The following is a 26,101-nucleotide window of genomic DNA, read 5'->3' on the forward strand; positions in this document are numbered from 1 at the left end:
TCCGGGAGCGGAGGTACCGTGAGCCCGTGGGCAGATGGCGGTACGCGGTGTGGACCGTGGTCGTGCTGTATCTCGGCGGTGACCTCGTGGGTTCCGTCATCAACTCCACCCGGGTGCACGGCTGGGCGGGGGTGGTGCTCGACAGCGGTCTGCACCTTCTGGCGTTGGCGTGCGGCTACGCCGCCTACCGCTGGGACCGGTACAACGTCTGGTTGCTTGCGGTGACAGCGGCATGCGGCATGGCGGAGCACTTCCACACCCAGTACGCCGGGACCGGTCTGATGTTCCTCGCGGTCTGGCTGGCGCCGTTCCGGACACGGCTGTGGCACGCGATAGCGCTGTCCGTGGCCGTGGCGGCGACGTACGTCGGCGTATCGCTGGTTGTGTCGCTGGACGGGTTCGCGATCTTCGGCATCGGCTTCGCGCTCGGCTGGGCCGGTTTCCTCGCCGCGGTGCTCAACCAACTCGCGGTGACGCGCAGGCAGACCGCTGCCACGGTCGAAGCGGAAGCCCGCACGGCGGTGCTGGGGGAGCGGCAACGACTGGCCCGGGAGATCCACGACATCCTCGCGCACTCGTTGTCCGCCCAGGTCGTGCACCTGGAAGGGGCGCGGTTGCTGTTGGAGCAGGGCGCGGACCGGGACGTGGTCCTCGATCGCGTCGTGCGTGCCGGGGATCTGGCCAGGGCGGGCCTGGAGGACTCGAAACGGGCGGTGGCCGCGTTGCGAGGCGATCAGGCGCCGCTGGCCGAGCAGTTGGAACAGTTGGCGGACCAGTTCCGGGCGACCACCGGACGTGACTGCGAGGTCACGGTGACCGGCGACGTGGGGCGGCTGACGCCGGAAGCGTGGCTCGCTGTGGTGCGTACCGCGCAGGAAGCGTTGACCAACGCCCACAAACACGCGCCACGGGCGTCGGTCACGCTGGCCTTGCGATGCGGGCCGGACTGGTGTGAGTTGGACGTCGAGGACACCGGCGGGGCGGCAGCCGGGAACACGGGGAACGGGTACGGACTGGTGGGTATGCGGGAACGGGCCGAACTGATCGGCGGCACGCTGGCAGCCGGGCCGGTCGACGGTGGGTTCCGGGTGCGGCTGCGGGTCCCGGCATGACCAGGGTGATCGTGGTCGACGACCAGACCGTGGTCAGGGAAGGGCTCGTACTGCTGTTGCAGTTGCTGCCGGACATCGAGGTGGTCGGTTCGGCCGCCGGTGGTGAGGAAGCTCTGCGCCTGGTCGCCACGCAGAAGCCGGACGTGGTGCTGATGGACCTCCGGATGCCCAAGATGGACGGTGTGGAGGCGACGAAACGGATCCGTGCCGACCACCCGGACACCCAGGTCGTCGTGCTGACCACGTACTCCGACGACGAATCCGTGTTCGCGGCGCTGCGCGCGGGTGCACGCGGCTACCTCACCAAGGACGCGCGGGCGGGGGAGATCGCCGAGGCCATCGCGGCGGTGCGGCGGGGTGAGGCCCAGTTCGACCCGGCCATCCAACGCAGGCTCGCCGAGCAGGTCACCAGCCGCGCGGTGTCCAGCGAGGCACTGCCCGACGGCCTGACTCCGCGGGAGGCCGACGTGTTGCGGCTGATCGCGGACGGACGGTCCAATGTGGAGATAGCTGCCCAGTTGGTGATCACCGAAGCGACGGTGAAGACCCACATCAACAACCTCTTCGCCAAGACAGGCGTACGTGACCGCGCGCAGGCGGTCACGTACGCGTTCAGGCGCGGTCTGGTCGGATAGACGTTGCCAGAGGGCCGGTGCCGACGCGGGAGACCAGTCCGTCCGCGACCGGTGCGCCACCCGGCAGCGGAACGCCGCGTCGCCGTCGAACCGGATTGGCGCGTTCTCGCCACCGCCCTGGCGCAGGCCGAACGTGTGGTCCTCGCTGGGAGGAAGGGCGTCCACTGTGGTGCGCTGAGATGGCTTGCCCGGTTGCGTGTGTGGATGGGCCGCCGCGCGAGGGCTGCGGCGGCCCTTGCCTGGGGTGGGCTCAGCAGCGCTTCCAGATGAACCGGAACCGGCCGTTGGGGTTGCGGTCGGGGGAGTCCATCGAGATCCAGCTCGTCGTGGTCTGCGGGTTGGACGATCCGGCGCTCACCCGCAGCGCGGTGTTGACGTTGAAGTAGCGGTGTTCACCGCAGGGCGCGAACACGACCGACCCGGGGTCGGTGACGTCGGTGGTCGACCAGTCACCGCGCTGCGGGCCGGTGAACGGGTGCACCCTGCGGGCGGTCGGGGTCTCGCCCTGGAAGTAGTAGTCCGCGCCCTGCCAGGCCTGTGCGCCCGCGGCAAGGCTGATGCGGCCGGAGTACTCGGCGCGCACGATCCCGAACGTGAATCCGGACGGCACCCGGACGTCGAGACTGAGCTGGCAGTTCTTCCTGACGTCGGTCGGGTCGGCGCCGGGGCCGACTTTCGCGACGTATCCCTCGCGGTGGGTGAAGGTGAACTCGGAGTTGTCGTCGGCGACACTGACTTCGGTCGATCCGACCGGGCAGCCCGACCCGTTGGCGGTCACGACGCGAACGGTGACCCGACCCACCGGGACCTCGTCAGCGACCGTCGCCGTCGGCGTTGGCAGGGATAAAGCCACGGCAAGGGCAAGCATCGTAGTGATCATTGAGGCACCTTTCGAACAAAAACCATATTCCGGTAGCGGGCCCTGCACGCAGGGTAGCCCCATCGGGGCATATGAAAAGCCTACGGATGGAGCAATAGTTTTAGTCGAGGCACTTTCCTGGAAATTCTGAAACGTATTCGAGTTATGATCCTACGACTCGACGATTCCATTTATTGGGACCGTCCATAACAGATTTACCCAGAATTTCGTGATGCCCTTCCCTGGTTTGTCATGGGTGTGGGCGAAGACGGTCAGCGGGTCTGTCGGCGCATCCCGGTGCGGGCGCGGACGGGGGTGAAGTTCCTCCCGTGTAAGAACAAGTCGTGAAATAAGGGGCGGATCACGTTGCCGTGCACCGGGCCTTGACTGGTGTAAACCATTTCATCCGGCAGTAGTCGCAGGTTGAGGGCTTGTGGGCGGCTTGGATATGCCACTCGTGCATGACGGCGCCGAGGTGAACCCGTCCGGCGTCTGGTCCGTAGTCATCGACAAGGAGGGGTATGACTGAGCGTAGGTGGCCATAGTAGACGGTTCGCGCCGAGCCTTGACGGGCGCCGCAACGGGTTTATATGGTCCAGACCACTCGTGATCTACGCGAGCATGGACGGCAGGCGCGGGCCGTCCGCAATGCGAGGAGTTTCATTTCCATGTCCCTGAAACGAAAGCTGTCCGTGGCCGCCGCCGCGGCCGGAATCGCTCCCGTGCTGCTGGTCGTTCTGCCCGTCGAACAGGCCAGCGCCCATGGATACATTTCGACGCCGGGCAGCCGCCAGGCACAATGCGCCGCGGGCGTGGTCTCGTGCGGGTCCATCAAGTTCGAGCCGCAGAGCGTGGAAGGCCCCCAAGGCCTGAGCAGCTGCAACGGCGGGTTGAGCCAGTTCGCGGAGCTCAACGACGACAGCAAGCCGTGGCGCGCGACGTCCGTCGGCGGCACGGTCGACTTCACCTGGACGTTCACCGCCCGGCACGCCACGTCGAACTACGAGTACTTCCTCAACGGCAGGAAGATCGCCACCGTGGACGGCGGCGGCAAGCAGCCCCCGTCCACGGTCACGCACTCGGTCAACCTCGCGGGCGCGTCCGGGCGGCAGAAGCTGCTGGCCGTGTGGAACATCGCCGACACGCCGAACGCCTTCTACTCGTGCGTCGACCTGCAGGTCGGTGGCGGCTCGACCCAGCCGCCGACCACCCAGCCGACGACGAACCCCCCGACCACCACCCAGCCGACGACCGCACCGCCGACGACCGCACCACCGACCTCCTCGTCGACGCCGAAGCCCCCGACCACGACCCAGCCGCCCTCGTCAGGCGACGAGTGGAAGCCGGGGACCGCGTACGAGACCGGTGCGGAGGTCACCTACGAGGGTGCGCGGTACCGCGTGATCCAGCGGCACACGTCGCTGGCGGGCTGGGAACCGACCTCGACGCCCGCACTGTGGCAGAAGCTCTGACCCGGTGAAGCGCTTCCGCATCATCACCCCGGTCGTCGCGGCTGGACTGCTGCTGGGCCTGACCGCGTGCGGATCCGGCGAGCCCGCGCCGCTGACCGCGCCTGCCGCCGCAGCGCCGAAGGCGGAGGTGGCGTCGGGGCACAACGACACGGACGTGATGTTCCTGCAGATGATGGTCCCGCACCACGCCCAGGGCATGGAGATGGTCCGACTGGCGGAGAAGGAGGCGAAGCGGCCCGAGATCAAGGACCTCGTCGCCGCGATCGGGGTGACGCAGGCCGACGAGGCGAAGTCGATGACCGGCTGGCTCACGCAGTGGGGCAAGCCGACGACGGCGGACCCGAACGCCCAGGCACACGCCAGCCACGGCGGCCTGCCCGCGACCAACCCCGAGGTGATCGCCGACCTGGCGAACGCGAAGGGCGCCGAGTTCGAAGCCAAGTTCCTCAACCTGTTCTCCGGCCACCAGGGCGCGGCGGTGGAAATGGCACGACGCGAGCTCAAGGAGGGCGCGAACGGGCCGGTGAAGGACCTGGCTGACCGGATAGTCAAGTCGAGGACCGGCCAGATCCAGCAGATGTTGACCATGCTCGGCCAGCGGTAACCCGGCAGTCGACCAGTGCGCTCGGACGCGAGGGCCGGGCGCACCGGCTACGGACGGCGACTACGGATGGCGACCCACTGGAAACGGAGGATGACTGACACGGCCGGGGTGAACCACTAGGGTGGAGCCAGCAGCCGACGCAACATCCCCACGAAGGGACCGCAACGGTGTCCGAGAACGGCCTGCTCGACTGGCGTGTGGAGCAAGTCGCCGAGGCGGTTGTCCTGCGCATCGCCGGGGACATCGACCTGGCGACCGAGGAGGACTTCGGCGAAGCGCTGGAGTGCGCGTTGGACAAGCAGGCCGCGGTGCTGCTGGTGGACCTGGCCGACGTGACGTTCCTCGGCTCGGCGGCGTTGCACGTACTGCTGCAAGCCAACGAGCAAGCCCACCGGCAGAACCGCGTACTGCGCGTCGCGCACGGCGGCTCGTTCGCCGCGCGCGTGATCGCGGTGGCGGGCCTCGACCAGGTCCTCGAGGTGTTCGACGACCTCGAGAGCGCGCTGACTCGCGTCCCTTCGCCGTCGGACGGCAGCCACGACACCGCCGCCCGCGACGTCCGCTGACGGCCAGGCCCTGTATCACGCAAGGGCACCAGGGCAAAACGGACTACTGTGGACTGGCGGTGCACAGTGCGTGCTGCCCGGTTAGATTGCGCGCGTGCCTCAGAAAACCTCACGAGATCCAGACCGGCTTGTGTTGTTCACCGACGCCGTGGTGGCCATCGCCATCACCTTGTTGATCCTGCCGCTCGTCGACCTGGCCAACGAACACGCCGAGCACCCCGTGGAGATCCTCGCGCACAACCGGGACCGGATCGGCAGTTTCGTCCTGAGTTTCGTGGTCATCGCCCGGCTGTGGCTCACCCACCACCAGATGTTCGCCCACGTCGGGAAGTACACCAGCAACCTTGTGCTGTGGAACATGATGTGGTTGTTCACGACCGTGCTGCTGCCGTTCCCGACCGAGATGGTCGGCCGGTACGGCAGCGAGTCGTTCACGATGGCGTTCTACATCGGTACCGTTCTGGCCAGCAGTGTCTGCCTCACCGCGCTCACCCTGGTGATCTACCGCAATCCGGACATCCAGGACCCGGACAACCCGGTGGACGACCGGTACGTGGCCAACTCGGTCACCACCACGGGCCTGATCGTCGTCGCGCTCGTCCTGGCACTCGTCGTGCCGAAGGTGAACTACCTCGCTCTGCTGCTGCTGTTCCTCACTCCGGTGGTGGCTCGGCTGTGGACACGGCGGCGCCGTGTCACGTCGTGAGCTGGATGCCCGCCTCGGTCAGCAGCCGCTCGGCTTCCTCGCGCCGGTCCTCGGTGACGAGGATCCGTTGCTGCAGCGCGCCGATGGAGCCGTCGATCACGCTCATGTGGCTGTCGGTGTGATCGTGCTCGATCCCCGCGTCCTTCAGCAGGGACGCGGCGAACGACATCAGAACCGGGTCATTGGAACGAAGCAGCTCAATCATGCCTCCACGATACGTCGCCGGGCGGTGGCGGGCGTCCCATGACGGGTTCGGGCTTGGTCACCGGAACGCCCCCACGTGGCCCGCGGCCCATTCGGTGACGGTCCGCGCGGGCCTGCCCAGGACGTCCTCCACGCACGCCAGCACGGGTTCCGGTCGCACGGTGGCACGCTGCCACAGGTCGAGCATGAAGTCCGCGACGAGATCGGGCACGCCCGAGCGCGCGCGCCACTCGTCCGGGGACAGTTCCTCGAACCGGACGTCGACGCCGATCGCCTCGCCGATCGCGGCGGCCTGCTCCGGTTTGGTCAGCGACTCGGGGCCGGACAGGCTGTAGGTCTGTCCATTGTGGCCGTCGAAGAGCAGCGCGGTCGCGGCGACGGCGGCGATGTCCTGCTCGTGGACGGGCGCCTGCCGCGCGTCCCCGTGGGGCTCGCGGACCACGCCGTCGGCCTTGATGCCCGCCGCCCAGTCCAACAGGTTCGCCGAGAACATGCCCGGCCGGACGTGTGTCCACTCCAGGCCGGACTTCTCCACCGCCTGTTCGGTTTCCTGGTGCGCGTGCGTGGCCACGGTGGACGTGAGCGTCACGATCCGCCGCACCCCGGCTCGCTCGGCCAGTTCGGTGACCCGCGCCGGGTCACCGATGGACAGCATGTACATCCGCTCGACGCCGTCGAACACCTCGGGGGTGGGCGATCCGAGGTCGCCGCGGACGAGTTCGACCTTGCCGGGCAGGCGCGCGGCCGCCGGGTTCCTCGTCAGTGCCCGGACGGTCGCGCCCGCTGTGAGCAGTTGGTCGACGACGTGCCTGCCCACCGTGCCTGTCGCGCCGGTTACAAGAATTCTCAACGGAAACCCTCACTCGGTCGGAGATTGCGCCGACGCTAGCGAGTCGCGGGCCACCCTCGCACATAGGTCTTTGCTTTAGCAAACCCTTGCTTTTTCCGACATTCCTCACCTCGCCGAGTTACGTCCTCAGTAGACTGAAACCTCGTGAGTGTTTTCCAGGGTGCCAACCCCGGCAAGTACTCACGAGGGCTGGTACTCGTCGTGCCAGTTCCACCACTCGTACGGCGGGTCCTGCGGGTAGCCCTCCGGTGAGTCCTCCCACGTCTCCTGTCGCCCGAGTGCGGTGATGTCGAGGTAGCTCCACGTGCCGCCCATCACCTCGTCGCCGCGGTTGTCGACGAAGTACGTGCGGTACACGTCGTTGTCCTGGCGGATGAACGCGTTCGTGCCGTGCCATTCGGCCACGCCGAAGTCCGAGTCGAAGTCGTCGGTCATGGTGTACCAGGGCATCGTCCAGCCCATCCGTGCCGTCATCCGCTGGATGTCCGCCTGTGGGGCGCGTGACGCGAACGCGAGCGTGGTGTCCCGCGCGTGCAGGTGTGACACGTGGGCCACTTGGTCGGCCACCATGGAGCAGCCCTTGCACCCGTGTTCGGGCCAGCCGTGCACGCCGGGCTCGAAGAACGCGCGGTAGACGATGAGCTGCCGACGGCCTTCGAACAGGTCGAGCAAGCTCGCTGTGCCGTGGGGGCCTTCGAACGCGTACGCCTTCTCGACTGCCAGCCACGGCATCCGCCTGCGCTCGGCGGCAAGTGCGTCACGCGCCTTGGTCATTTCCTTCTCCCGCACCAGCATGCGCAGGCGCGCGGCTTCCCATTCCTCGGCTGTGACGATCGGGGGAGTGCGCATGGCGAATTCCTTCCTTTGATGTCGCTTGTGTTTCATGTCGTACGGCGCAGCTCGGTTGTGGCGGGAGCATCCACGACGACCTCCACCAGTAGCAACTCGCTGGTTGCCACCGTATGGCAACCAGCGAGTTGCGTCAACGGGTGATGTCTGTCTGCCCCGAGTTCGCGTGGTTCATCCTGCGACGACGCGTGCCTCATAGAATCCGGCCATGACCATGCGCCGGGCGCTGTTGATCGATCTCGACGGCGTGCTGCGGCACCGTGACCCGCGGATCGCCGCCCGCTGTGAACGCGAAGCCGGGCTGCCCGCGGGCAGCCTGCTGGCCACAGCGTTCCGGCCGGAGCTGCTGACGCCCGCCATCACGGGCGCGATCACCCAGCGGGAGTGGGAAACCCGCATCACCCACGCGTTGGCCGAGCGATTCCCGGGCGCAGGCGTCGCGGCCGCTGTCGGCGAGTGCTTCGAGGACATCGGATACCTCGACGACGAGGTCCTGGCGATCGTCGACGCTGTCCGTCCGCACACAACCGTGTGCCTGATCAGCAACGCCACCGACCGGCTGCACCGCGACCTCGCCGCACTCGGTGTCACCGACCGGTTCGACCACGTGGTCACCTCGGCGGACCTCGGCGTGACCAAACCGGATCCGCGTGTCTTCGCCGCACTGGCGCGGTTGGCCGGTGTACCGGTCGAACGTTGCCTGGTGGTCGACGACACGCCAGGCAACGCGGAGGCGGCGCAGCGGGCCGGGATGACCGGCCACGCTTTCACCTCGGCCGGGAACCTGAGGAAGGCAGTCGACGACTGGCTGCGCCGGGATCTCGTGACCACGGCGGCACAGGAGGTCGACCGCAGGGCCGTCCGGGTGCTGTGCCTCGACCCGGAGGACCGGGTGCTGCTGATGCACTGGCACGACCCGGTCAGCGGCGACCGCTTCTGGGAGCCGGCCGGGGGTGGCCTGGAACCCGGTGAGTCCCCCGGCGCGGCCGCGCGCCGGGAGGTCCTCGAGGAGACCGGGTTGCTCGACATCGAACTGGACGCGGACAGCTTCCCCCTGCGCCGCGACTACGTGTGGCGCGGGAACTGGTTTCGCAGCCATGAGGAGTTCTTCGTCGCCCGAGTCGGGGCCGACCACGCCACCACCGAGCCCGCGCTGACCGAGTCCGAGGTCGAGACCCTGCTCGACGTCCGCTGGTGGACCTGGCCGGAGTTGCTCGGCAGCACCGAACGGATCGAGCCGGCGGAGATCGTGCCGGTGCTGCGCCACCTGGCTCCGGACGGCCCCTGGCGTGCGGTCACGCGCGTGTCCGAGGCGAGTTCGGTACTTCCGTAGGTCCCTGATGTGGGTCCAAAGTAGGACGCCGTCCGCCGGTCGTCTGCGCCATCCTCGGACAGGTGATGCTCAAGGTTCTGATGGCAGGCGCGCTCGCTGCGGGCGCAGCCGTCCCCCTGGCCGCTCCTGCGGCCAACGCGGCGGCCAATGTCCTTGTGGCACAGGCCGATGCCGCGCCCACCCCGGTGCTGAACTGGTCGCCGTGCACCGAGGAGGGAATTCGGCAGTACGAGTGCGCGGTGGCGGAAGTGCCGCTGGACTACGCGAAACCACACGGCACGAAGCTGGGATTGGCGGTGCTGCGGCAACGCGCCACCGGTGACCGCGTCGGAACCTTGTTCACCGCTGTGGGTGGGCCCGGCGGGTCGGGTGTGGACGCCGCGAACCGGAGCCTGGTGCCCGGTGAGGTGGCGACCCGGTTCGATGTCGTGACCTTCGACCAGCGCGGAATCAGCCGCAGCCGTCAGGTCCGGTGTTTCCCCACCCCGGAGGACCAGGCCCGCTTCTGGGAGACGCTGCCCGTGCCGCCGATCAACCCGGCGGAGGAGGCGCAGGTCCGCACGGGCAGCAAGGAACTGGCGGACGGATGTGCCCGGCACAGCGCCGATCTCGTCGGCAATCTGGCCACTGTGGACGCCGCGCGGGACATGGACCTGTTGCGGCGCGCGGTCGGTGAGAAGAAGCTGACGTACACCGGCGGCTCTTACGCCAGTTACCTGGGGGAGGTCTACGGCGCGCTGTTCGGTGACCGCGTACGCGCGCTGCAGTTGATCGCGATGATCGACCCGGTCGCCTACACCCACTCGAACGTGGCGACGGCCTGGGAACGCACGCGGGGCACGGCTGGTGTGTTCGCGGAGTTCGCCCGGCTGTGCACGGCGGCGGGCAAGCCCGCGTGCGCCTTCGCCGGGCCGGATTTGGTCAAGCGACACGATTCCCTGCTGTCACGGTTGAAGCACGCGCCGATCACCGTCGGCAAGGGCGCTGCCGCCGTGCAGGTGCACTACCAGCACCTGCTCACGTCCGAGGTGCCCATGCTGTACGACACACGAGAAGGATGGCCGGCGCTGGCGTCCCTGCTGGACGCGGTCGAACGCGGTGCCGACGGCGATCCGGCGGTGGTCAGGGACATTCTCACGACGATGGCCTACCGGCCGGACTTCATGTCCTCGTTCACCGCCATCACGTGCGCCGACGTCACGCACCCGAAAGCCCCGGACGCGTGGCCGTTGCTGGCCAAGCTGTTCGACGTGGTCGGCCCGGACTACGGGCGGTACTGGCTCTACCCCGGGCAGCCCTGCGCTTCGTGGCCCACCTCGCCGCACCGGTACACCGGGCCGTGGCGGCTGCGGTCGGACGTCCCCGCGTTGCTGGTCAACAACCGGTTCGACCCGGTCACGCCGCTCGCGTCGGCCGTCAAGGCGCAGCGCGCGATGGACAACGCACGGCTTGTCGTCGTCAACGGGCACGGGCACGCGGTCAACACGAAGTGCACGGACCGGATCATGGCCGGTTACCTGATCGACCTGCGGGTCCCGCCGGAGGGCACGACGTGCGAACCGGACCACCGCCCGTTCACCGATGGTGTATGAAGATCGGGTGACCAGTCTCGCCATGGTTTTCCGTCCCCAGTTGCCGCCGGAACGGCTGCGTGGTTACGTCCGCGTGGTCGAGGACACCGGGTTCGACGAGTTGTGGGTGTGGGAGGACTGCTTCCTGGAAAGCGGCATCGCCACCGCGGCGACCGCGCTGGCGCTGTCCGAGCGGATGCGGATCGGCGTCGGCCTGCTTCCCGTGCCGCTGCGCAACGTCGCACTGGCCACAATGGAGGCAGCGACGCTGTACCGGCTGTTCGGCGACCGGGTCCTGCTCGGTCTGGGCCACGGTGTGCAGGACTGGATGGGGCAGGTCGGCGCGCGCGTCGAGTCACCCGTGACCCTCCTGCGTGAGTACGCGGTCGCGATGCGGTCGCTGCTCGCCGGGGAGCGGGTGACCACCGAGGGGCGCTACGTGCAGCTGCGGGACGTCGAACTGGGCTGGCCGCCCGCGACCGTGCCGCCGCTGTACGTCGGCGCGACCGGCCCGAAATCGGTCCGGCTGACCGGCGAGGTCGCGGACGCGACGATCCTGACCAGCGCGACAACGCCGGACACCCTGCGCAAGGCCAGGGAGTTGATCGCGGCGGGCCGGGCCGCTGCCGGCCGGACCGGCGACCACCACGTGGTCGTCTCGTTGCTGGCGGCGACGGGGGAGGGCGCGGCCGAGCGGATCGCGGCCGAGCACGAAGGGGCCGACGCGGGCGTCGCGGGCAACGGTGAGCAGGTCGCCGAGGCCGTGCGGCTGCTGGCCGAAGCAGGTGCGGACACCGTGGTCCTGCAGCCGACCGCGGACGAGCCGGACCCGGAGGGATTCGTGCGGTTCGCGGCCGAGCAGGTCCGCCCTTTGATATAAGCGACCGCTTACGTTCAGCCGCTATACTCCCGCCATGGACGATCAACCGTTGACCGCGCGGGAAGAAGCCTTATGGCGTGCGCTCGCGCGGTTGATGGTGACGCTCCCCAGGGCGCTCGACGACGACCTGCTGCGCAACACCGGCCTGTCACTGACCGACTACTCCGTTCTGATGCACCTTTCCGAGGCGGAGCACCGGCAACTGCGGATGGCCGACCTGGCGACGGCGACCGCGTTGTCCGCGAGCCGGATCACCAGGGTCGTCGACAACCTGCAAGCGAGGGGCCTGACGGAGAAGCGCCGGACGGACTCCGACGGCAGGGGGTACAACGCGGTCCTGACGCCCGCGGGACTGGAGCGGCTGAAGTCCGCATACCCCACCCACCTGGCCAGCGTGCGCAGGCGCGTGGTCGACCTGATCGATCCCGACGCGACCGGTCTGGTCGGCACGCAGCTCGCCGCCGTCGCCGAGCGGCTGTACTCGGACTGCAAGCGGCACGGTTGACTCGACGCGTGGGGCGGTGGGGGAATGTCCGGAACAGGTGTGCGCCGAAGAACCCTGGGTCTGGTCGCGACGCTGGGGCTCAGCTTCGCGATGCTGATGGGCACGGCCGACGCCGTGCCCACGCCGTTGATCGGCCCGGCGCAAGGCAACGGGTTGCATGTCATGTCGTACAACCTGCGGTTCGCGTCGACCGCGAGGCCGAACTCGTGGGCGCGGCGCCGCCCGGTGATGGCCGAGCTGCTCAACCGTGAGCTGCCGACGATCCTGGGAACCCAGGAGGGCCTGTACGACCAGCTGCGGGACATCGACCGCGACCTGCCGTCGTACTACGAGTGGATCGGCGTCGGCCGCGACGGCGGCAACCGGGACGAGTTCACGGCGTTGTTCTACGACTCGCGGCGGCTCAAAGCGGTGGAACTGCACCACTTCTGGCTGTCGGACACACCGGACGCGCCCGGGTCGAAGTCGTGGGGCAACCTCGTGCCCCGGATGGTCACGTGGGCCAGGTTCCTCGATCTGCGCACCGGCCGGGAGTTCGCGGGCGTGAACACCCACTTCGACAACCACTCCGAGGAAGCGAGCATTCGCAGCGCGTACCTGGTCCGCACCAGGATCGGCGAGTTCGCGCCAGGGTTGCCGGTGCTGCTGATCGGTGATTTCAACGACGCGGCGACGCGCTCGCGCAGCTACCACGTGCTGGTGACCGAAGGCGGGTTCGCCGACTCGTGGATCGCGGCGCGGCAGCGCCTGACCCCGCTGTATTCCACCTACCACGGCTATCGGGGCATCCGGCCGGGCGGCAACCGGATCGACTGGATCCTCACCAGGGGCGCGACCACGGCGTTCGCCGCCATCAACACGTTCGCCGCGGACGACCAGATCCCGTCGGACCACTTCCCGGTCCAGGCGCTGGTCACGCTGAACTAACCCCGGCGACGCCCCCGCCCACCCTCGCGCGAAACGCAACGAATGCCGCCTTGGTAGCGTTTTTCGCAACGAAGGCCACATTGGTAGCGTTTTTCGCAACGAAGGCCACATTGGTTGCGGGCGGCGGCGGTGTGGGGGTGGCGGCGGTGTGGGGGTGGCGGTGCTAGTTGGACACCGATACGACCGCGTTGTCGAAGCGGGCGGCGGTGAGGTCGGCGACCTTCCCGCGGATCGTCACCGACTTGCCCGTGCAGTCGGGGCCTGACCACAACGTGACCCACCCGCTCGCCGACACCGACGACGTCACACGCGGCCTGGGCAGGTTCAGGCAGCCACGGCCCGCGACGGCTTGCGTGGGCTCGCTGTCGGTGAACGCCGTGCCGTCGAACAGGATCGTGCTGCCGGCCTTCTCGCCCGACGAGGTGATCCCGAACCACTGCCCGTCGACGCCGTGCCCGGACGTCTGGCCGGGCCTGGTGTCCTCGATGTGCCGGTACACCGGCCAGCCGCCGACGGTCACCTGAAGTGTCCCGTCGGTGCGGCGGACCACTCCCACATCGGATTTCCGGACGCCGTCGAGGAACACCCGGCCGTTGCCCGCGACCGTCACCGGTGGCCACGCCGTCGCGCAGTCGCCGTCGCAGCGGGACCGCGGCGGGTTCGAACTGTCCTTGTCGAAGCGGTAGAGCGTCAGCCCGGTGTCGTCGACCAGTACCGGATCCAACGCGCCTGCCTTGCCCGCACGCAGTTGTGCCCAGCCGCCGGAGCCGGGCGCGACGTTGTACATCCGCGCGGTCCCGGTCAGCAGCAACGGTGTGGGCTCGGCCTTGGCGGGAGTGTTCTTCTCGACCGCCAAGGCCGAGGTGTGCCGGGGCGGCTGCTCCTGGTGGGTGCAGGCGGTCACGCCGATCGCCGTCAGCGCGGCGATGATCGCGAAGTGCTTGCGCGCCATGGGGACTCCCTCCAGGAGCTGCTCGCTGTCCGGCTGACACGGAAACGGGCGCCGGGAGGTTCAAAAGAATCTTGGAGCGACGACCGTGTGACTCGGGTCACATAGATTGGGGTGAGCCGTTCCGGCGAGGGACGCGTGTGGGTCGAGAACTCAAGAGGCCGTGGAGGTGGGTACGGATGGGCGGGGTGAGACCTCGGCACCGTCAAGTCGCCGACGAAGCACTGGTCCGGACGCTGTTCGAGGAACACGGCCGGGCGATGCTCGCGTACGCGCAACGGTTGACCGGCGACCGCGCCACGGCAGAGGACGTCGTGCAGGAGGCGTTGATCAGGGCGTGGAAACACCCGGACGCCCTGGTCAACGGCAAGGGGTCGGTGCGCGGCTGGTTGCTGACGGTGGTGCGCAACCTCGTACTCGACGCGGTACGGGCCCGCAACGCCCGGCCGAAGGAAGTCGCCGAGTCGCCCGCGACGGTGGCGGTCGAGAAGGACCACGCCGACAAGGTCGTCAACTCGCTGGTCGTGCTCGGTGCCCTCGATCAGCTGCCGGACGCGCACCGGTCGGTGCTCGTCGAGATCTACGTCCGCGGCCAGAGCGTCAGCGAGACCGCGGAAACCCTCGGTATCCCACCGGGAACGGTGAAGTCCCGGTCGTACTACGCCTTACGGGCGTTGCGCGACCTGTTCACCGCGCGGGGCGCCGGGATGGAAGGAGTGGCCTGATGAGCACGTCCGACCAGCAGCACACGGACATCGACGCCTTCGTCGCCGGCCAGCTGCCGCCGGATCAGGCCGCCGAGGTGCGACAGCACATCGACGGGTGCGCGGAGTGCCGGCAGGAGACGGACACATTGCGACAGATGCAGGAGTTTCTCGGCGACGTGCCGCAGGAGGCACTGCTGGAGGGGTATCCGGAGGACGCGGACCTGGTCCTGCAGCGGACCTTGCACCGGATGCGCAAGGAATCGTCGGCCACCCGGAGCCGCCGCCGGTTGCTCACCACCGCTGCCGCCGTGGTCGCGGCGGCGGCACTGGTCGGCGGGGGTGTCGTGCTCGGCCAGTCCACGACCGGACCGACAGCGGTACCCCCTGCCCAGCAACCACCCGGCGTGAAGGTCGCCAGCGGTGCCGACGACACCACCGGCGCGCGGATGTCCGTCCGGATCACCCCGGCAGCGGGCTGGGTCCGCGTCAACGCCACGGTCAGCGGCATCCCGTCGGGGGAGCCGTGCCGGATGATGATCGTGGCCAAGGACGGCAGGCAGGAGTCCGCGGGCAGCTGGGTCGTTCCACCGAAGGAAAAACCCGAAGGCACCACACTGGACGGTTCGGCGTTGATCGCTCCGGCCGACGTCGCGGGTGTCGTGGTCGAGACCACAACGGGAAAGCGGTACGTCAGCGTGCGGGTGTGAGGGCCGACCGGTCGCCCGTCCCGGGTCGGGGCGGGACGGCGACCGGTTCACTAACCTTGGGCCGTGAGCGAGTTGATCCTGCTGCCCGAAGTGTCCTTCCGGGGACGGCGGATCAACGGTGCCAGGATGATCGGCCTGCTGGCGCTGCTCGCCAACGACCTGCGGTCCGGCTGCACCACCGCGCGTCTGGTCGACGGCCTGTGGCCGGACAGGCAACCGGAACACCCCACGAACGCGGTCCAGGTCCTGGTGTCCCGCGCTCGTGCTCTGCTCGGCACGGACACCATCGCGAACACGCCGACGGGCTATCGGCTGGCTCTGCCGGACATCGCGGTCGACGCCTCGCTGGTGCGGTTCAGCGCTCATACGGGAAGCCGGAAATCCAGAGCAGGTGACCACGTGGCCGCGCTGGCACATGCTGACACCGGCCTCGCGTGCTGGCGGGAGCCACCCACAGCACAGCACGGCGACGACCCGCTGTCGGCCCTGCGCGCCGAGCGCGCGCTGACATACCACGCGCTTGTCCGGCTGCGTGCGGTCTCGTTGTCCAGACTGGGTCGTTGCGCCGAGGCCATGCCGATCCTGACCGCGTTGTTCGCTGAACGGCCATGGGACGAGGAACTGCTGCTGGAGTTGTTGCGCTGCGAGAACGCCACGATCGGACCGTCCGCCGCGGTGGTCAGGTACGACGAGTACCGGCGGTCGTTGCGTGACGAACTCGGTACGGATCCGGGCCCGGCTGTGCAGGCGCTGCACCGGCAACTGCTGGAGGGGAAATCACCGGCCGTCCGCTACGGCGTGCTGCAGGACCCCAATCCGCTGCTGGGTCGCGACGACGATGTGTCCGCGGTGTCCGCGTTGCTGGCTTCCTCGCGGGCCACGTCCATCGTCGGCACCGGCGGACTCGGCAAGACCAGGCTCGCGCACGCGGTGTGCAGGCAGGCCGGTCAGCGCCTGGTCTACTTCGTTCCGCTGGCCGGGGTGAGCAGGGGAGTCGCCGCCGAGGTCGCGTCGGTCCTGGAGTCGGAGAACGTGGTCAACGCACTCGACGGCCGGGACGCGCTGCTGGTCCTCGACAACTGCGAGCACGTCATCGACGAGGTCTCCGAACTGGTGCACGCGGTGGTTACCCGGACCGAGGACGTGCGGGTGCTGACCACCAGCCGTGCGCCGCTGGCGCTGTCGTCGGAGGCGGTGTACCGCTTGCCCGAGCTGGATCTGTCCACCGCAGTCGAACTGTTCACCCAACGTGCTCGCGCGGCCCGGCAGGACGTCGTGCTACCCGGGCACGCCGTGGACCAGTTGTGCCGCAAGCTGGACGGGCTGCCGTTGGCGGTGGAACTGGCAGCGGCACGGGTTCGTGTCATGTCGGTCCAGGAGATCCGCGACGGCCTGACCGACCGGTTCGCGCTGTTGCGTGGCGGCGCGCGGGACACACCGTCACGGCACCACACACTGGAAGCCGTCGTCGAGTGGAGCTGGCAACTGCTCGACACCGCCGGACAGACCGCGTTGCTCGCGTTGTCGGTGTTCCCAGGCGGTTTCACCGCCGAGGCGGCACGCTTCGTGCTCGGGTCGGACGACGTGCTGACGCGGCTGGTCGACCAGTCGCTGCTGAAAGTGCTCGAAACCCCCGCAGGCGTCCGGTTCCGGATGCTGGAGACGGTCCGCGAGTTCGGCGCGTCCCGGCGGGATCCCGCTGCCACCGACGCCTTCCTGGCATGGGCGAGGCAGCTCGGCCTCGCCCACTTCAAGTCGCCGTTCGGTGCCGACCCGTACACCGCCGTCGGGCGAATCCGTGCCGAGCAGGACAACCTCCTGCACGCGATGCGCCTCGGCATCGCGCAGGACGACGGGCCGACAGTCGCCGCGACAGCCGCGGTACTGGCCGGGTTGTGGACCGTCGAGCTGAACTACTGGCGCATGTCCCTGCTGACCAAGGAGACGGCGTGGTCGCTGTCGCACTACCGGCCACAACCGGAGTACGTCGACGCCGTGCGTTCCGCAGCGGGGTGGTGCGTCGTGCACCTGTTCACCGTCGCGGGCATGCCCGCGGGACGCATGCTGTACGCCCTTCGACGGCTGCCGGTGCGGGACGCGGGTGACAGTCTGATCCTGGCGATGGCGAAAGTGGCGGCCGTCGGACCGGATCACTGGAAGCCGGACTCGGCTGCCCGCCGGTCGGTGCACGACGACCCGAGTCCGCTGGTCGCCGGGTTCGTCAACGTTGTCGCCAGCTTCATCCACCGTTCGGCGAACAACCCGGAACGCGCGCTCGTCTCGATGCGTCGGGCGATCGACTGCTTCTCCGCCGACTACCCGTGGATGCGCGGGGTGGTGTTGATGATGGCGGCCAGCCTGAGCATCGTGTCGGGCCGGCCGGCGCGGACGTCCCTGCGGATGGCGTTGCCGGTGTTCGAGCAGCTCGGTGCCTGGTCCCACGTCGGACTGTTGCGCTGGGCGATGGTGCTGGCCAGCCTGCGGCTCGACGAGGTCGACGAAGCCGAGCAGTGGCTGGCGCTGGCCGCGCTGGGCCAGGCCGACGACGTCAGCGCCGAGATCCTGCCCACGCCGGGGGTGCTCGCGGAGATCGCGCTCGCCCGCGGTGAGACCGATGTCGGGCTCAGGCAATGGCGGCGCGCGGTCGACCAACTCAGGGCCACGCGTGGGAAACTCTTCGTCATCAGCCACCCTGGGCTCGAGCCGACGACACTGGAGTGCGAGGCGGTGACTGTGATCGCCCACGCCCAGCACGGCCGGCTCGACCGGGTCGCCGACATCGCCGAGCAGCTGCCGGACAAACTGGCGACACTGCTGGCCAACCCGCCGGTGGTGTCGTCGCTGCACATCATCGACGTGTCGTTGATCGGCACGCTGCTGGTCGCGTTGGCCATGACGGACACGCAGCACGCGCCACAGTTGATCGCGCTGGCCGAGCGGTGCCACTACCTGCGCAGCTTCCAACCAACCATGGCGTCCGACCGCATCCGCCAGTGGGCCGAGGACATCGACGAGTGGCCTACGCCGAGGCGAGAGCGGAGTTCGCCACCTTGCGCGACAGCGATCTGCGGTCAGCCGCAGCGGCGCTGTCGAAGAGGCACCGCGCCGACGATCACCGGTCGAGCGGGATCACGTAGCCGATGAAGCCGCGGTTCTCGGCGACCTTGTCGTAGAGCAGGCGCGCGGTGTGGTTGTCGTGCTTGGTCTGCCAGTACACGCGGGAGCAGCCCTGCCCGATGGCCCAGTCCTTGACCGCCTCGATCAACTGGCGGCCGACGCCCTTGCCACGCGCCGCGTCGGCGGTGAACAGGTCCTGCAGGTAGCACACGTCCGGTGAGGTCGTGCTGGCGTGCACGAGGAAGTGCACGATGCCAACCAGTTCGCCGTCGAGCTTCGCCGCGAGCGCGTGCATCCGTTCGCCGGACCGGAACTCGCGCCAGGCGCGGTCGTAGACCTCCTGCGGCATGGTGCGTTCGTAGAAGGTGTTGTAGCCCTCGAACAGCTTTTGCCAGGCCAGGCGGTCCGCGTCCACCAATGCCCCGATGGTGATCATGACGGGGACGATATCGAAACACGGACCGTGGTTCTGTGACACACGAAGTCCGGATTCACCCTTTCGAAGGACTGATCGACTGTGCGGTGGTGTGGCGGGCGCACCGCATGTAAGTTTCTGCCCGGCGACGCGGATCGCCCGTGAGGCTCCTCCCCATCCCGGCCGGAGTGAGTGCCTCCCAGGCTCGCCAGGAGCGGGTTCCGTAACTCTGTCTAACGCGCGGCAGTTCGACACGGGTCGACGTCTCGGCGGCGCTGACCGGGAAGCGCTTGCGGAGGATCCACGTTGACCACCCAGCGGATCGCAGGATGGGGCCGCATCGACCGGCGCTGCCGGTGCACCGGCGAGAACCAGCGGACGGTGCCCCGGCAGCCCGGCGCGCTCGCGGCGTCGGGCGGGCTGCTGATCCCCTCGGCGACCAGCGCGGACCAGCGCGAACTCGAAGCGGAGATCCTGCTCGCGGTCACCACGCTGACCGGTGCGCGCAACGGCAGGGCGAAACACGTCGTCAGACGGGTCCACCCGATGCCCGACGGCCTCCGGATGGAGATCGACAGTGCTGCCGTCGACAGCTTCCTCAACGTGTCGTTGCCGGTCCTGCGGGACGGCGAGCTGCGGGGCATCCCGGGCCTGCGTCCGCGTCAGGACCGGGAGTTCGTCGATCTGCACATGCTGGGCGGCACCGCGTCCGTCCGGGTGTACGGGGTTTCCAGGACCAGGTGGCGCGATGCGATCTGTCATCGGGATACCCGAGTTGTTCCGTTGTGGCACGACAGCCGCGACGAGATGGACGAGCGCGAGAAGTCCGCGCTTCGGGCGCGGGGCATCCGGCCGGTGGATGTCATGAGCGCGGTCTTACGCAGGTTCGCGCTGTTCGAAGGGGCGGAGCGGATCGAGTCGAAGGTGTCGGCGCGGGACGTGGAGATCGGGTGGCTCGGTGGTCCGCGCGCCGAGGTGATCGCCGCGGTGCTGACCCAGTCGGACTGCCGGATCCCCGGCGTGATCGTCGACGGAGGCGAATGCCATGGCGTGCGGCGGATGGTGCGGTTGGTGGCGGTGCCCGGGAGCGCGGACCCGCCCGCGCAGCCGGAGTGGGCGTGGGCGGAACTGCGGATCGACAGCGGCGCGGAGCCGCCGAACCGGGACAGCGAGGTCGTGCGCACGGCCTGGGTCCGCAGCGACATCACCCAGCTCTTCCTGCTGCTGCGCAAACTCGGGATGACCAAGAAACAGATCGCCGCACGCACCGGTCTCCCGGAGGCGAGCGTGCGCGAGATCCTGCGCGGCGGACCGGTGCAGTCGGACCGGGAGCTCGCCGCCATCGCTTCGGGGCTGCGGCCGCCTGAGGACAACTCGGACATGGCGGCCGTCGAAAGTACTCAGACAGAAGGAAAACAATGCATCTAGCCAGCTGTGACAAGAACGTGCCCGAGAGCCTGCCGCAGCCGGTGCGCGACTACCTGACCCGGCTCTTGCGGCGCCACTCGTACGCGGCGGCGGCCGCTGCCGGGGTGGGCTGGGCCGCGTGGACCCATCCCGGCGTCACGGTCCCCGCGGCACTGGCGCTGTTCGCGTACACCACCTTCGTCGGGCCGCGCTGCTAGCAGAGACCGGCGTCGTGGGTGAGCAGGGCGATCTGGGTCCGGTTGCCCAGCGACAGCTTGGTCAGGATGCGGGTGATGTGCGCTTTCACGGTGGCCACGCTCAGGTACAGGTCCGCGCCGATCTCCGCGTTCGTCTTGCCATGGCCGATGGCCACGGCGACCTCGTGTTCGCGGGGGCTGAGGGCGGACAGTGCCGTGCGTGCGGTGGTGTACGCGTCGGCGGACGTGACGACCTGCTCCATCAGGCGGCGGGTGATGTGCGGCGACAGGATCGGGTCGCCCGCCGCCACGCGCAGCACCGCCTCGACGATGCGTGGCGGCGGGGCGTCCTTGAGCAGGAAACCGCTCGCCCCCACCCGCAGCGCCTTGAGGACGTTGTCGTCGGTGTCGAACGTGGTCAGCACGATCACTTCCGGCGGGTTCGCCCTGGCGCGGACCCGCTGGGTGGCAGCGATTCCGTTGACCTTCGGCATCCGGATGTCCATCAGCACGACGTCCACGGCGTGTGCGTCGAGCACGCCGGGGACCTCGGCACCGTCCGCGGCTTCGGAGACGACCCAGATGCCGTTGGCGCCGTCGAGCATCATGGTGAGCCCGGCGCGGACGAGCGCGTCGTCGTCGACGATCAGCACCTTGGTCATGTCGGCGGTCATGACGGCCACGGCAAGGACGCGCGCAGCCGGAATTCCCGCGCTGTCATGTGGTGGTCGAGCCGCCCACCCGCCAGCCGGACGCGTTCGGTCAGCCCGACCAGTCCGGTGCCGGTGCCGGGGATCGCGGTCGGGGCCGTGCCCAGCGCGTTGGTCACTTCGATGGTCAGATCCTGTCCCGGGGTTCCGCCGACATCGATCTTCACAGGTTGCCCCGGCGCGTGTTTGCGCGCGTTGGTCAACGCTTCCTGCAGCACGCGGTAGGCCGTGCGACTGGTGTTGCCGGGGACCCCGTCCACTGCCCCGTGCACCGACACGGGTGTGCCGACCGCGCGGGATTCCTCGACCAGGGACGGCAGGTCGTCCAACGCGGGCACGGGACGTTGCTGGTCGGTGGCGTTCGAGTCGCGCAGCAGGCTGATGACGTCCCGCAGTTCGTCCAGTGCCTGGTGGACGCCCGACCGGATGACGCCCGCCGCCTCGGACACCTTCGCCGGGGCCAGGTCGGGCCGGTACTCCAGCGCGCCCGCGTAGGTGGCCAGCAGGGACAGCCGGTGGGCGAGGACGTCGTGCATCTCCCGTGCGATCAGGGTCCGTTCGGCCGCCCGCGCCTCGAGGATCCGCCTGCCCTGCTCGGCTTCGGCGCGCTCGGCCCGGTCGCGCAGCGAGGTGACGACCTGGCGGCGTGCCTCGGCCCACGCGCCCCAGCCGAGCAGCCCGAGGTGCCCGATCACGACCAGCACCAGCCACCACCAGAACGACAACCCCGGTATGGGATGCCAGGCGAACCGGGCCAGGTGTGCCTCGATACCGGCTGCCGCGACCCACGCGGCGACGCCGAACGGCCGCTGGCGTGCGACGTGCAACGTGCCGACGGTGGACGGAGGTGTCGCCGTCGGTGAGACGGCCGCGAGCACGGCGAGCACCAGCGCCGCGGCCACCGGCCAGCGGAACAGCAACGGAGTCAGGGCACAGGCCGCCAGCCCGACCACGACATCGAGGGGGATCAGCGAGCCCGACGCGTGCTCGCCGTACCCGGTCGCCACCACACACAGCCCGACCAGGCCGGTGACGACGGCGACGTGCCGCCCGCAGATCTCCACGTCGCAGACCTTAGGACGCTGTCCCGGCCGGGGCACAGCGACCAAAGTCGACATCGGCACCGCCTCGTGGTCGATGCGCCGCACCGGTGGTGGCCGACACGATCCGGGCATGACACAGAGCACCTTGACCGCCGGGGACTACCGCATCGACGTCGACCGGACCAGGGTCGAGTTCACCACGCGGCACATGTTCGGACTCGGCCGTGTGCGCGGCACCTTCCAGGTGCGTGACGGGCACATCCACGTCGCCGACCGGGTCGAGGAGTCGGTGGCACGGGCGACGATCGCGGCAGACAGCGTCGACACGCGTAACGCGATGCGGGACGCGACCGTGCGTCAGCAGTACCTCGATGTGGTGAACCACCCCGACATCGTGTTCTCGTCCACCGGCGTCGAGCGCGTGGACGGTGACTGGGTGGTGCGCGGGCAGTTGCTGGTGCGCGGGCGGACGAGGCCGGTCGACCTGCGGGTCACCGATGTGCGGGACGGCCTGCGCGCCACCGCGGACTGCGTGGTCGACCGGTACGAGTTCGGTATCACCAAGATGAAGGGGATGACCGGTCGGCGGCTCGCGTTCACGCTCGACGTCGTGGCCAATCTGTCTACACAATATCGACGTTCATTTTAAGTAATGTAGACAATGATGCGGTACGGTCGGAGCCGAGGAGGCCTCATGGACGTGTCCTTCGACGCACACCCCAGCACCTACCGGCACTGGGCGACGCGGACCGAAGGGGAGATCGCCTGGCTGGTACTCGACGTCGACGAGACCGGCGGCATCGTCCCCGGCTACGAGCTGAAACTGAACTCCTACGACCTCGGCGTGGACATCGAGCTCTACGACGCCACGCAACGACTGCGGTTCGAACACCCCGAAGTCCGCACAGTCGTGCTCACCAGCGGCAAGGACAAGGTGTTCTGCGCGGGCGCGAACATCCGGATGCTGGCCGCGTCCGCGCACGAGTGGAAGGTCAACTTCTGCAAGTTCACCAACGAGACCCGCAACGCCATGGAGGACACCGCCGGCCAGACCTACCTGGCCGCGGTCAACGGCTCCTGCGCGGGCGGCGGATACGAACTCGCGCTGGCCTGCGAGCACATCCTGCTCGTCGACGACAACTCGTCGGCGGTGTCGTTGCCGGAGGTGCCGCTGCTCGGCGTGCTGCCCGGCACCGGCGGTCTGACCAGGGTCGTCGACAAACGGCGAGTCCGCAAGGACCTGGCTGACGTCTTCGCGACCCGGCCGGACGGCGTGAAGGGCAAGACCGCGCTGCGATGGCGGCTGGTCGACGAACTGGCTCAACCACGCCAGGTCGAGCAGGCCACCCGCGCCCGTGCGGCCGAACTGGCGGCCCGCTCCACCAGGCCGCGCGACGCGGAAGGCGTCGAGCTGACCCCGCTGAACCGCGAGGTCACCGCCGACGGGATCCACTACGAGCACGTCACAGCGGGCTACGATCGGGCCACGTCCGCTGTGACGATCACTGTGCGGGCACCGCGGGCACCAGCGCCGTCCGCGGTGTCCGGGCTCGACGCGACCTTCTGGCCACTGGCGGTGACCCGTGAACTGGACGACCTGATCCTGCGGCTGCGCACCAACGAGCCCACGCTCGGCACGTGGATCCTGAAAACCGAAGGCGACGCCGAACTGCTGCGCGGCTACGAGAAGCTGCTGGCCGACAACCAGGACCACTGGCTGGCCGACGAGATCCTGCGCTACCACAAGCGCGTCCTCAAACGGCTCGACGTGACCAGCCGCAGCCTGATCGCGTTGGTCGAGCCGAGCAGTTGCTGCGTGGGGATGCTGGCCGAACTGGCTTTCGCGGCTGATCGCCAGTACATGGTGGACGGTCCCCCGATCGAAGACGAGGACAGTACCGACCGCGCGTCGATCACGCTGACCGAGGCGAACTTCGGCCTGTTCCCGATGGGCAACGGGATCTCCCGGCTGGAATCCCGCTTCTACGGGCACCCCGGCCACGTCGAGCGGCTGCGCAAGGAAGCCGGGCGGCCGCTCAGCCCGGCCGAGGCGGACGAACTCGGCCTGGTCACCGACATCCCCGACGACATCGACTGGTTCGACGAGATCCGCATCGCCATCGAGGGCCGCGCCGCGCTGTCCCCGGACGCGTGCACGGGCCTGGAGGCCAATCTGCGGTTCGCCGGGCCGGAAACCACCGAGACCAGGATCTTCGGCCGGCTCTCGGCGTGGCAGAACTGGATCTTCACCCGGCCGAACGCGTCGGGCGACGAAGGCGCGCTACGCCGTTACGGCACAGGCCAGAAGGCGGTCTTCGACAGGAAGCGGGTTTGATCAGCGATGACGACCTCGATCAACTACGAGGACAAGATCCCCAACAACGTCGACCTGTCGTCGGACCGCAGGCTGCAGCGCGCGCTGGAGGGCTGGCAGCCGAAGTTCATGAACTGGTGGGGCGAGATGGGCCCGGCGCTGGAGACGCACGGCGTCTACCTGCGCACGGCGGTGTCGGTCGGCCGCGACGGCTGGGCGCACTTCGACCACGTCAACGTCCCCGACTACCGGTGGGGCATCTTCCTGGCCGAGCCGAAGCCCGACCGCAGGATCGCGTTCGGCGAGCACAAAGGACAGCCGGTGTGGCAGCAGGTCCCCGGCGAGTACCGGGCCGACCTGCAGCGGCTGATCGTGATCCAGGGCGACACCGAACCCGCATCGGTGGAACAGCAGAAGCTGCTCGGCCTGACCGCGCCGAGCCTGTACGACCTGCGCAACCTCTTCCAGGTCAACGTGGAGGAAGGCAGGCACCTGTGGGCGATGGTCTACCTGCTGCACGCGTACTTCGGCAGGGAGGGCCGCGAGGAGGCGGAGGCGCTGCTCGTGCGCAACTCCGGCAGCCCCGACTCGCCGCGTATCCTCGGTGCGTTCAACGAGGAGACCGCGGACTGGCTGGCGTTCTACATGTTCACGTACTTCACCGACCGGGACGGCAAGTACCAGCTCGGCACCCTGAAGGAGAGCGCGTTCGACCCGTTGTCGCGCACGTGCGAGTTCATGCTCAAGGAAGAGGCGCACCACATGTTCGTCGGCACCACCGGCGTCGACCGCGTGGTGGCCCGCAGCGCCCAGCTCATCCGCGAGCACGACACGCTGGACATCGCCAGGCACGGCGGCATCCCGCTGGACATCATCCAGAAGTACGTCAACTTCCACTACACGGTGTCGCTGGACCTGTTCGGCAGCGAGACGTCCACCAACGCGGCGAACTACTTCACCGCGGGCCTCAAGGGCCGCTGGATGGAAGGGCGCCGCAAGGACGACCACCAGCTGACCGAGCACGGCATCCCGCTGCGACGCCCGAACACCGACGGCACGTGGCGCAACGACGAACTGTCCGCGCTGCTGGCGTTGAACCTGGACCTGCGCGGCGAGTACATCTCCGACTGCCAGAGCGGCATCAAACGGTGGAACAAGATCCTCGCCGATGCCGGGATCGACCACCGGTTCGCCCTGCCGCACGTCGGTTTCAACCGGCACGTCGGGGTGCACGCCGGTTTCCACATCACGCCGGACGGCTCGATCGTCGACGCGGACACCTGGCACGACGCGGTCAAGAACTGGCTGCCGACCAGCGAGGACCTGGCCTTCGTCCGGTCGCTGATGCACCCGGTGTACGAGCCGGGCAAGATCGCCAGCTGGGTGGCGCCGCCGACGAACGGGATCAACGGCAAGCCGTTCGACTACGAATACGTGTACTTCCACTGAGGAACGGGCGATC

The 26,101-nt window shown here is 68.8% G+C and carries 27 protein-coding genes; 19 read left to right on the plus strand and 8 right to left on the minus strand.

Annotated features, from left to right (window positions below):
- The first annotated feature begins 26 nt into the window (after nt 1-26).
- Together ALI144C_RS15740 and ALI144C_RS15745 are read left to right on the plus strand one after the other, a co-directional pair.
- A complete protein-coding gene (locus ALI144C_RS15740) occupies nt 27-1,112 on the plus strand; it encodes a sensor histidine kinase (protein WP_076987983.1) in 1,086 nt (361 codons plus the stop codon).
- Nucleotides 1,109-1,747: a response regulator gene (locus ALI144C_RS15745; protein ID WP_076987844.1), complete on the plus strand. Its 639-nt coding sequence runs from the start codon at nt 1,109-1,111 to the stop codon at nt 1,745-1,747. Before ALI144C_RS15740 ends, ALI144C_RS15745 begins: the two co-directional genes overlap by 4 nt.
- A gap of 250 nt (nt 1,748-1,997) precedes the next feature.
- Here the strand turns inward: ALI144C_RS15745 and ALI144C_RS15750 are convergent, their stop codons facing one another.
- Nucleotides 1,998-2,627, minus strand: a complete 630-nt coding sequence (locus ALI144C_RS15750; protein WP_076987845.1) for a DUF4360 domain-containing protein — start codon at nt 2,625-2,627, stop codon at nt 1,998-2,000.
- A 647-nt stretch (nt 2,628-3,274) separates the two neighbouring features.
- On the opposite strand from ALI144C_RS15750, the gene ALI144C_RS15755 reads away from it, so the two are divergent.
- The 4 genes from ALI144C_RS15755 to ALI144C_RS15770 all read left to right on the plus strand — a co-directional run bounded on the left by ALI144C_RS15755 (nt 3,275) and on the right by ALI144C_RS15770 (nt 5,954).
- Entirely contained in the window at nt 3,275-4,078 is an 804-nt protein-coding gene (locus ALI144C_RS15755; protein ID WP_076987846.1) for a lytic polysaccharide monooxygenase, read from the plus strand.
- A 4-nt stretch (nt 4,079-4,082) separates the two neighbouring features.
- Nucleotides 4,083-4,682 (plus strand): DUF305 domain-containing protein, encoded by a 600-nt coding sequence (locus tag ALI144C_RS15760; protein WP_083753061.1) that lies wholly within the window; start codon nt 4,083-4,085, stop codon nt 4,680-4,682.
- 167 nt (nt 4,683-4,849) lie between these two features.
- Nucleotides 4,850-5,248 carry an STAS domain-containing protein gene (locus tag ALI144C_RS15765; protein ID WP_083753062.1) on the plus strand — a complete coding sequence of 133 codons (399 nt, stop codon included), beginning with the start codon at nt 4,850-4,852 and terminating at the stop codon, nt 5,246-5,248.
- Between the two features lie 94 nt (nt 5,249-5,342).
- The gene (locus tag ALI144C_RS15770; RefSeq protein ID WP_076987847.1) at nt 5,343-5,954 is read left to right on the plus strand and encodes a TMEM175 family protein; all 612 of its coding nucleotides are present in this window, start codon (nt 5,343-5,345) and stop codon (nt 5,952-5,954) included.
- Here ALI144C_RS15770 and ALI144C_RS15775 read toward each other — a convergent pair.
- The 3 genes from ALI144C_RS15775 to ALI144C_RS15785 all read right to left on the minus strand — a co-directional run bounded on the left by ALI144C_RS15775 (nt 5,944) and on the right by ALI144C_RS15785 (nt 7,857).
- The gene (locus ALI144C_RS15775) at nt 5,944-6,159 is read right to left on the minus strand and encodes a putative signal transducing protein (RefSeq protein ID WP_076987848.1); all 216 of its coding nucleotides are present in this window, start codon (nt 6,157-6,159) and stop codon (nt 5,944-5,946) included. The two genes, ALI144C_RS15770 and ALI144C_RS15775, sit on opposite strands and share 11 nt — an antisense overlap.
- 57 nt (nt 6,160-6,216) lie before the next feature.
- A complete protein-coding gene (locus ALI144C_RS15780; protein ID WP_076987849.1) occupies nt 6,217-7,008 on the minus strand; it encodes an NAD(P)H-binding protein in 792 nt (263 codons plus the stop codon).
- Between the two features lie 180 nt (nt 7,009-7,188).
- A complete protein-coding gene (locus ALI144C_RS15785) occupies nt 7,189-7,857 on the minus strand; it encodes a DUF899 domain-containing protein (RefSeq protein ID WP_076987850.1) in 669 nt (222 codons plus the stop codon).
- A gap of 208 nt (nt 7,858-8,065) precedes the next feature.
- Between ALI144C_RS15785 and ALI144C_RS53165 the strand changes: the two genes are divergently transcribed.
- The 5 genes from ALI144C_RS53165 (at nt 8,066) to ALI144C_RS15815 (ending at nt 13,073) form a co-directional block, all read left to right on the plus strand.
- Nucleotides 8,066-9,190, plus strand: a complete 1,125-nt coding sequence (locus ALI144C_RS53165) for an HAD-IA family hydrolase (protein WP_083753063.1) — start codon at nt 8,066-8,068, stop codon at nt 9,188-9,190.
- A gap of 65 nt (nt 9,191-9,255) precedes the next feature.
- Entirely contained in the window at nt 9,256-10,782 is a 1,527-nt protein-coding gene (locus tag ALI144C_RS15800; protein WP_237774169.1) for an alpha/beta hydrolase, read from the plus strand.
- 7 nt (nt 10,783-10,789) lie between these two features.
- A complete protein-coding gene (locus ALI144C_RS15805) occupies nt 10,790-11,641 on the plus strand; it encodes an LLM class flavin-dependent oxidoreductase (RefSeq protein WP_076987851.1) in 852 nt (283 codons plus the stop codon).
- A gap of 34 nt (nt 11,642-11,675) precedes the next feature.
- Nucleotides 11,676-12,146 carry a MarR family winged helix-turn-helix transcriptional regulator gene (locus ALI144C_RS15810; protein WP_076987852.1) on the plus strand — a complete coding sequence of 157 codons (471 nt, stop codon included), beginning with the start codon at nt 11,676-11,678 and terminating at the stop codon, nt 12,144-12,146.
- Nucleotides 12,147-12,185: 39 nt separating this feature from the next.
- Nucleotides 12,186-13,073 (plus strand): endonuclease/exonuclease/phosphatase family protein, encoded by an 888-nt coding sequence (locus ALI144C_RS15815; RefSeq protein ID WP_237774154.1) that lies wholly within the window; start codon nt 12,186-12,188, stop codon nt 13,071-13,073.
- A gap of 163 nt (nt 13,074-13,236) precedes the next feature.
- Here the strand turns inward: ALI144C_RS15815 and ALI144C_RS15820 are convergent, their stop codons facing one another.
- On the minus strand, nt 13,237-14,025 hold the full coding sequence (locus tag ALI144C_RS15820; protein ID WP_076987854.1) for a hypothetical protein: 789 nt from the start codon (nt 14,023-14,025) through the stop codon (nt 13,237-13,239).
- Between the two features lie 176 nt (nt 14,026-14,201).
- Here ALI144C_RS15820 and ALI144C_RS15825 point away from each other — a divergent pair, with 176 nt between their 5' ends.
- From ALI144C_RS15825 to ALI144C_RS15835, 3 genes are all read left to right on the plus strand, one after another.
- Entirely contained in the window at nt 14,202-14,747 is a 546-nt protein-coding gene (locus ALI144C_RS15825) for a sigma-70 family RNA polymerase sigma factor (protein WP_076987855.1), read from the plus strand.
- Nucleotides 14,747-15,436: an anti-sigma factor family protein gene (locus ALI144C_RS15830; RefSeq protein WP_076987856.1), complete on the plus strand. Its 690-nt coding sequence runs from the start codon at nt 14,747-14,749 to the stop codon at nt 15,434-15,436. Before ALI144C_RS15825 ends, ALI144C_RS15830 begins: the two co-directional genes overlap by 1 nt.
- Before the next feature lie 63 nt (nt 15,437-15,499).
- Entirely contained in the window at nt 15,500-18,580 is a 3,081-nt protein-coding gene (locus tag ALI144C_RS15835) for an ATP-binding protein (protein ID WP_237774155.1), read from the plus strand.
- On the opposite strand, the gene ALI144C_RS15840 is transcribed toward ALI144C_RS15835, so the two are convergent.
- Nucleotides 18,549-18,989: a GNAT family N-acetyltransferase gene (locus ALI144C_RS15840; RefSeq protein ID WP_076987988.1), complete on the minus strand. Its 441-nt coding sequence runs from the start codon at nt 18,987-18,989 to the stop codon at nt 18,549-18,551. The genes ALI144C_RS15835 and ALI144C_RS15840 overlap by 32 nt on opposite strands.
- Before the next feature lie 285 nt (nt 18,990-19,274).
- Here ALI144C_RS15840 and ALI144C_RS15845 point away from each other — a divergent pair, with 285 nt between their 5' ends.
- Complete coding sequence (locus ALI144C_RS15845; protein ID WP_076987857.1) at nt 19,275-20,396, plus strand: hypothetical protein; 1,122 nt, start codon at nt 19,275-19,277, stop codon at nt 20,394-20,396.
- Nucleotides 20,387-20,593 carry a hypothetical protein gene (locus tag ALI144C_RS15850; protein WP_143230672.1) on the plus strand — a complete coding sequence of 69 codons (207 nt, stop codon included), beginning with the start codon at nt 20,387-20,389 and terminating at the stop codon, nt 20,591-20,593. Before ALI144C_RS15845 ends, ALI144C_RS15850 begins: the two co-directional genes overlap by 10 nt.
- On the opposite strand, the gene ALI144C_RS15855 is transcribed toward ALI144C_RS15850, so the two are convergent.
- Together ALI144C_RS15855 and ALI144C_RS15860 are read right to left on the minus strand one after the other, a co-directional pair.
- Nucleotides 20,590-21,246 (minus strand): response regulator transcription factor, encoded by a 657-nt coding sequence (locus ALI144C_RS15855; RefSeq protein ID WP_076987990.1) that lies wholly within the window; start codon nt 21,244-21,246, stop codon nt 20,590-20,592. The genes ALI144C_RS15850 and ALI144C_RS15855 overlap by 4 nt on opposite strands.
- On the minus strand, nt 21,243-22,457 hold the full coding sequence (locus tag ALI144C_RS15860) for a sensor histidine kinase (protein ID WP_237774156.1): 1,215 nt from the start codon (nt 22,455-22,457) through the stop codon (nt 21,243-21,245). The genes ALI144C_RS15855 and ALI144C_RS15860 overlap by 4 nt, the downstream gene beginning before the upstream one ends.
- Here ALI144C_RS15860 and ALI144C_RS15865 point away from each other — a divergent pair.
- Genes ALI144C_RS15865 through boxB form a run of 3 tightly spaced genes read left to right on the plus strand, consistent with a single transcriptional unit; the run spans nt 22,456 to nt 26,088 of the window.
- Nucleotides 22,456-22,974 carry a YceI family protein gene (locus tag ALI144C_RS15865; protein ID WP_076987859.1) on the plus strand — a complete coding sequence of 173 codons (519 nt, stop codon included), beginning with the start codon at nt 22,456-22,458 and terminating at the stop codon, nt 22,972-22,974. The genes ALI144C_RS15860 and ALI144C_RS15865 overlap by 2 nt on opposite strands.
- 45 nt (nt 22,975-23,019) lie before the next feature.
- Complete coding sequence (gene boxC, locus ALI144C_RS15870) at nt 23,020-24,660, plus strand: 2,3-epoxybenzoyl-CoA dihydrolase (RefSeq protein WP_076987860.1); 1,641 nt, start codon at nt 23,020-23,022, stop codon at nt 24,658-24,660.
- 6 nt (nt 24,661-24,666) lie between these two features.
- The gene (boxB, locus tag ALI144C_RS15875; protein ID WP_076987861.1) at nt 24,667-26,088 is read left to right on the plus strand and encodes a benzoyl-CoA 2,3-epoxidase subunit BoxB; all 1,422 of its coding nucleotides are present in this window, start codon (nt 24,667-24,669) and stop codon (nt 26,086-26,088) included.
- Nucleotides 26,089-26,101: the final 13 nt, after the last annotated feature.

It is taken from the genome of Actinosynnema sp. ALI-1.44, assembly GCF_001984155.1.
Classification (GTDB): domain Bacteria; phylum Actinomycetota; class Actinomycetes; order Mycobacteriales; family Pseudonocardiaceae; genus Kibdelosporangium.